This window comes from Gaetbulibacter sp. S0825, from assembly GCF_011777505.1.
In the GTDB taxonomy this organism is placed as follows: domain Bacteria; phylum Bacteroidota; class Bacteroidia; order Flavobacteriales; family Flavobacteriaceae; genus Pontimicrobium.
Genome location: NZ_JAATJT010000003.1, coordinates 666861 through 673264 on the forward strand (window position 1 = coordinate 666861; position 6404 = coordinate 673264).

At 31.8% G+C, this 6404-nt stretch carries 4 protein-coding genes; 1 reads left to right on the plus strand and 3 read right to left on the minus strand.

Annotated features, from left to right (window positions below):
- Positions 1-9 precede the first annotated feature (9 nt).
- The gene (locus HB672_RS14295) at positions 10-1236 is read right to left on the minus strand and encodes a Glu/Leu/Phe/Val dehydrogenase (RefSeq protein ID WP_167770185.1); all 1227 of its coding nucleotides are present in this window, start codon (positions 1234-1236) and stop codon (positions 10-12) included.
- A 163-nt stretch (positions 1237-1399) separates the two neighbouring features.
- Complete coding sequence (locus tag HB672_RS14300) at positions 1400-2464, minus strand: anhydro-N-acetylmuramic acid kinase (RefSeq protein WP_167770186.1); 1065 nt, start codon at positions 2462-2464, stop codon at positions 1400-1402.
- A gap of 92 nt (positions 2465-2556) precedes the next feature.
- Here HB672_RS14300 and HB672_RS14305 point away from each other — a divergent pair, with 92 nt between their 5' ends.
- Positions 2557-3699 carry an acyl-CoA dehydrogenase gene (locus tag HB672_RS14305; RefSeq protein WP_167770187.1) on the plus strand — a complete coding sequence of 381 codons (1143 nt, stop codon included), beginning with the start codon at positions 2557-2559 and terminating at the stop codon, positions 3697-3699.
- Between the two features lie 53 nt (positions 3700-3752).
- Here HB672_RS14305 and HB672_RS14310 read toward each other — a convergent pair whose 3' ends face one another.
- On the minus strand, positions 3753-6185 hold the full coding sequence (locus HB672_RS14310; protein ID WP_167770188.1) for a helix-turn-helix domain-containing protein: 2433 nt from the start codon (positions 6183-6185) through the stop codon (positions 3753-3755).
- Positions 6186-6404 lie beyond the last annotated feature (219 nt).

Sequence of the window (6404 nt, forward strand, 5' to 3'; positions counted from 1 at the left end):
GGTTTTTAATTATACAAGTTCACTTAATGCTAAAGTGAAAGCGGTTTTACTCAATTCAGTTTTATGATGATTGTGATCATATATATTTTGAATTGCATTTTTTATAATATTGGACGTGTCACCAAAAATAGCATCATCAGTCATCTCCACACGTCGCTCCATAAAATATGCAAAAACACGAGCCATTCCACAATTAGAAATAAAATCTGGAATAAGACTCACTTTACTATCGGTAAATTCCATAATAGGTCCAAAGAAAATTTCCTTATCCGCAAATGGTACATTTGCTCCGCAAGAAATAACTTCTAAACCACTTTTTATCATTGTGTCAATTTGCTCTTTTGTTATTAATCTTGACGCTGCACAAGGTGCAAAAACTTCAGTTTCTAGCGACCAGATTTTTTCGTTAATCTCTTCAAACGGAATTAAATTATCACTTTCGAGTGTATTACTCGTTTTTTCGAGAAACAAGTTAGTGATTTCTTCAAAAGTAAATCCGTTTTCGTTTATTAAACCTCCAGCAATATCAATAATCCCTACAACTTTCGCTCTCATCTGCGCTAAATAAAAAGCTGCTGCTGCTCCTACATTTCCAAAACCTTGGACTACTACTCGCTTACCAACTATTGTTCCTCCATAAATATCATAATAGTGTTTTACTGCTATTGCAACACCAAATCCAGTAATCATATCGGCTATTGTAAATTTTCTAAAGACATCAGGAGAATACTCTGGGTTTTCAATAACCTTTATTACTCCATGGCGTAATTGCCCAATACGATTTATTTTATCTGCTTCTGTAGGTTTAAAATGGCCATTAAAAACACCTTCTTGAGGATGCCAAACACCAGATTCTTCTGTAATTGGAATCACTTCGTGAATTTCATCAACATTTAAATCGCCTCCTGTTCCATAATAACTTTTAAGTAATGGAGATACTGCCGCATACCACCTCTCTAAAACACCTTTTTTTCTTGGATCCCTCGGATCGAAATTAATTCCTGATTTAGCTCCTCCAATAGCTGGTCCAGAGACAGTAAACTTCACTTCCATCGTTTTGGCCAAGGATAAAACTTCATTCATATCCAAGCCTTTACGCATTCTTGTTCCTCCTCCAGCTGCTCCTCCTCGTAAAGAATTTATAACTGTCCATCCTTCGGCTTCAGTTTCAGAATCTTTCCAATTAAATACTATCTCAGGTGATTTATTCTCGTATTTACTTAATAATTCTTTCATTTAATATTATTGATGATTCTTTAACTTTTTTTGTTTCTCTAATTTTATTTTTTCTACTTATTTCTAAGTACAGCTAAAGTTGATTCATCTTGAAAGTGCTTTTAATTGTTGCTAATAACAAATATAAAAAACTAAAATTCTTATGTATTAATTTAAGAGAAATTTATGGAATAAAAATATTACCCGAGCTATGATCATATTTGGCGCCAGTAACACTACTTAAACAGTTGTTTTCTCCTCGCAATTTAAGCACACCTAGCAATCCAAAAATTAAAGCTTCTTTATATTCTATAAGGTTTTTAGAAGGAATTACTATTTTATTTTTTGTTAACTCTTTTAATCTATTAATTAAAAATAAATTGTAAACGCCTCCTCCAGTTATTAGCACCGAAGCATTTTTAGATTTGTTTATTTCGATTGCAATTTGATAAGCAGAATGCTCTACAAAGGTTCTTAAAATGTCTTCAATACTTAGTTTATGCTTGTCAATTATTGAAATTATCTTTTCTCTAACCCACTCTAAACCCAATGACTTTGGTGGTTTCAACCTATAAAATTCTAGTTCGTTTAGTTCTGCTAGTAATGTTTTATTTATCTGTCCTGAAGCGGCTACATTCCCATTGTCGTCATAATCAACACCAAGCCTAGAAACATAATAATTTAAAACAATGTTTACAGGACTAATATCAAAAGCTAATCTTTTTTTATCAATTTTTACTGAAATGTTTGCAAAACCCCCAAGGTTTAGACAATAATCATAGTCTAAAAATAATAATTCATCTCCAATGGGAACCAAAGGAGCGCCTTGACCTCCAAGTTTAACATCCTGTACTCGAAAATCACAAACAACAGTCTTTCCAATTAACTTACTCAATTCTTTCTGGTTTCCAATTTGATATGTTAATCCTTTTTCAGGTTGATGTAATGCTGTATGACCATGAGAGCATACTGCATCCAAATCTAGAATATGATGTTTCTTAATAAAATCGTTTATAGCCGAAGCTAAATATGCTGTGTATTTTTGGTCAATTTCTTGCAATTCTTCTAATGAATTAGAAACCAAATTTTTAAGTATGTTTTTCCATGCTTTTGAATAAGCAATAGTTTCAGCCATGACGATTTTAAAACTCAACGAATTTTCATAATCAAACTCAACATAAGCCAAATCTAATCCATCAAGTGATGTTCCGGACATGACACCAAGAACCTTGTATTTCGATTTTATCATATAATGTAAAAATATGTATTCAAATTGAAAAAAATGTAATAAAACTTTATCTTTGCGTACATTTTTTATCAATTAAGCAATACTACACAATAATGGATTTTAGCCTTACCGAAGAACATTTAATGGTTCGTGATGCAGCAAGAGATTTTGCTCAAACCGAATTACTTCCAGGAGTTATAGAACGTGATGAAATACAAAAATTTCCAGATGAATTAGTAAGAAAAATGGGAGAACTTGGCTTTTTAGGCATTATGGTAGACCCAAAATATGGAGGAAGTGGTATGGATGCCATTTCTTACGTGCTTATTATGGAAGAATTATCCAAAGTTGATGCATCTGCCTCAGTAATCGTTTCGGTAAATAATTCATTGGTATGTTATGGATTGGAAGCCTATGGTAACGAAGAGCAAAAGCAAAAATACTTAACTAAACTTGCTACTGGTGAGTTCATTGGTGCGTTCTGTTTAAGTGAACCTGAAGCTGGTAGCGATGCTACTTCACAAAAAACAACAGCCATTGACAAAGGTGATCATTACTTATTAAACGGAACAAAAAACTGGATTACTAATGGAGGAAGAAGTGATGTCTATTTAGTAATTGCACAAACAGATAAAGAAAAAGGTCACAAAGGTATCAATGCTTTTATTGTTGAAAAAGGTATAGAAGGGTTTGATATTGGTCCAAAAGAAGATAAACTTGGAATTAGAGGAAGTGATACACATACGCTCCAATTTAACGATGTAAAAGTGCCTAAAGAAAATAGAATTGGAGAAGATGGTTTTGGTTTTAAATTTGCTATGAAAACCCTCTCTGGTGGTAGAATTGGTATTGCATCTCAAGCATTAGGAATTGCTTCTGGAGCTTATGAATTGGCTCTTAAATATTCTAAAGAACGAAAAGCTTTTGGCACAGAAATTTGTAATCATCAGGCAATCGCTTTTAAGTTAGCAGATATGGCAACCGAAATTGAAGCTGCACGTCATTTAGTAATGAAGGCTGCTTGGGATAAAGATCAAGGCAACAATTACGATATGTCTAGTGCTATGGCTAAACTTTATGCCTCACAAGTTGCAATGACACATACGGTTGAAGCAGTTCAAATTCATGGTGGAAATGGTTTTGTAAAAGAATACCATGTAGAACGTTTAATGCGTGATGCAAAAATCACTCAGATTTATGAAGGCACCTCAGAGATTCAAAAAATTGTAATTTCCAGAGGAGTTATAAAAGGATAAATCATCAATAGATATTAAAATGAAAAGCTTCAAAACTAAATTTTGAAGCTTTTTTATTTATTTAAACTCTCTAAAACTAAACGAATTTCTCCGTATGAATATTTATCGTTTAGCTGATGCTTAAGATCTGATAGATTTTCGAATTTGGTCTTGGGGATTAGTTCTTTTAATTCTAGATAATGTTCTTCTGAAATTAAATCGATAATTTTCACTTCTCCTGAAGAAATAAAATTTGCTAAATGACCAATAACTGTTGTAGAATTGAGTTCTCGCTCATTAGCAATCTCCTCAATAGATTTTCCCTTCTTAAACAAACCTAAAGAAATCTTTTTAGTATCGCCTTTTTTCTTTTTTGGTTTTGTTGTTTCAAACACAAAAGGTCTTTGAGAAATTTCAATATCATTTTCATTACAATACGAGTGGATAATATTTAAAATTTTGGATCCATATTTTTCAATTCGTGTTTTACCCATACCATGAATCTGCTTTAATTCCTCCATTGTTGTCGGCAAAGTTTCGCACATCGCATATAATGATTTTTGAGTGAAAATTTGAAAATGAACCAAATCTTCTCGGTTTGCAATTTGATTTCGTAGTTCTCTAAGCAATTCAAAGAGCTCAACATTTGTTGTTCCGTCAATTACAGTTTTTCGCTGTTTTTTGGGCTTTTCCTTTCCTAAGAAAACAGATTTTGCCCTTAACTTTAAGAAACTTTCCGTTTCAAAGCCTTCTTTTAATCCTTCAAAGTATAAAAGTTTAATCTCCAATAATTCTTCTAAAGCATCTAATTGTTTCTCTATATCTTTATGAATTGCTTTGTTGTCCGTCGAAAAACTAAAATCTTTTAATGATGATTCTATGGTCGATTTTGTCTGTTCCTTAAAATAAGTAATAGCTTTTGTAAACCGTTCTTGAAGAGCATTATTTACTTCTGGGATTTCTATATTACCAACCAATGTTTGTAATTGAGATTTAAAACCATTACTAACTTTAAGTAGGCTTGTAGTACTTTCCTTGATTGTATTTAATGGCTCTTCTACTGAGCCTTCAACACTTCCTCGGTTTTTATAATAAATATCTAAAATTCGTCCAACCGGATATAAAAACTTATAAAAATCGAAAACTTCTGAAATTAAATCCAGTTGAAATTCTCTTTTAGATTGTTGCAAAATATCTTCATTGGGTTGGTTAGCTTCGGCATTTTTATTGAAGTCTAGAACATGTGAATCAGTTATAATTTGATTTGGTTTAATTTTACTTTTTAAAACCAAGCCTTCAAGAGATTTACAACGGCTGAGCGCCACATAAGTTTGTCCATGTGCAAAAGCTCCTTGAGAATCAATAATGGCTTTTTCAAAAGTTAACCCTTGACTTTTATGTATCGTAATTGACCAAGCCAAACGCAAAGGGATTTGAGAATAACTACCTATTTTATCTTCAGTAATTGCTTTCGTTTCAGAATCTACTGTATATTTTATATTTTCCCATGTTTCTAATTTTGTTACAATATTAAAGTCGTCTTCTGGGCAATTCACAACTACTTCATCTTTTTCCAATGAAATTACTTTACCAATTTTACCATTGAAATAACGCTTTTCAAGTGAACTGTCATTTTTAATAAACATAACCTGAGCACCAAATTTCAATTTTAGCTCCTCTTTATTTGGAAATAAATGTTCAGGAAAATTACCTTCCACAATTGCCTTATACACATGCTCCTTTCCTTCTAATTTTTCTAGTTCATGCCTATTTGCTTCTCGCGCTTTATTGTTATGTGTTGTTAATGAGATATAACCTTCTTCACTACTTGGCTCAAAATCTTTAATGTAACGTTTGTTAAGTTCTTTTGCTGAACTGATGCTTAAATTATTGTTCCGGATTTTGTTTAATATATTTATGAATTTCGGATTTTCTTGACGATAAATATGTTTTAGCTCTATAGTTACTATATTGGATTGTTGATAAGCTTGGCTACTAAAAAAAAATACATTTTTATAAAATACCTTCAATAATTGCCATTCATTCTCTTTAACTACTGGAGACAACTGTTGTAAATCTCCAATCATTAATAATTGCACCCCACCAAAAACCAGGTTTTTATTCTTATAACGCCTTAAGGTCTTATCTATTCCATCTAACATATCTGCTCTAACCATGCTAATTTCATCTATAACCAAAAGATCTAAAGATTTAATAATATCTATTTTGGTTTTACTGAATTTTCTATTGAAATTAGAAGAAGATTTAAGCTCTTTATCTGGCAAAATTGGTCCAAAAGGTAATTGAAAAAATGAATGAATAGTCATGCCTTTTGCATTTATAGCAGCAACACCAGTAGGGGCAACTACAACCATTCGTTTTTGAGACTGCATTTTTAATTTGTGCAAAAAAGTAGTTTTGCCTGTACCTGCCTTACCTGTTAAAAACATATTCCTGTTAGTATTTTCAACAAAATCCCAAGCTAAATCTAATTCGTTATTTTCCATTAAACTCATTAAAAAACAAACATACTAGATATTTATGACTTAGAAATAAAGTTGAGCATTTTAAAAACTAAGAGCTCCTAATTTGATTTAAATAATATTTAGTTTTCCCTTACAAAACGGCATAAAAAAAACCCTTACTATAATAGTAAGGGTTTTACAAATACTGACATTATCGTCAGTACAAAAAAGGCGGCGACCTACTCTTCCACGATTGTAGTA

Bases quoted from the DNA above. Each gene is read 5' to 3' on its own strand.
- HB672_RS14295 (WP_167770185.1), bottom strand. From the start codon at position 1,236: ATGAAAGAATTATTAAGTAAATACGAGAATAAATCACCTGAGATAGTA.
- HB672_RS14300 (WP_167770186.1), bottom strand. From the start codon at position 2,464: ATGATAAAATCGAAATACAAGGTTCTTGGTGTCATGTCCGGAACATCA.
- HB672_RS14305 (WP_167770187.1), top strand. From the start codon at position 2,557: ATGGATTTTAGCCTTACCGAAGAACATTTAATGGTTCGTGATGCAGCA.
- HB672_RS14310 (WP_167770188.1), bottom strand. From the start codon at position 6,185: ATGGAAAATAACGAATTAGATTTAGCTTGGGATTTTGTTGAAAATACT.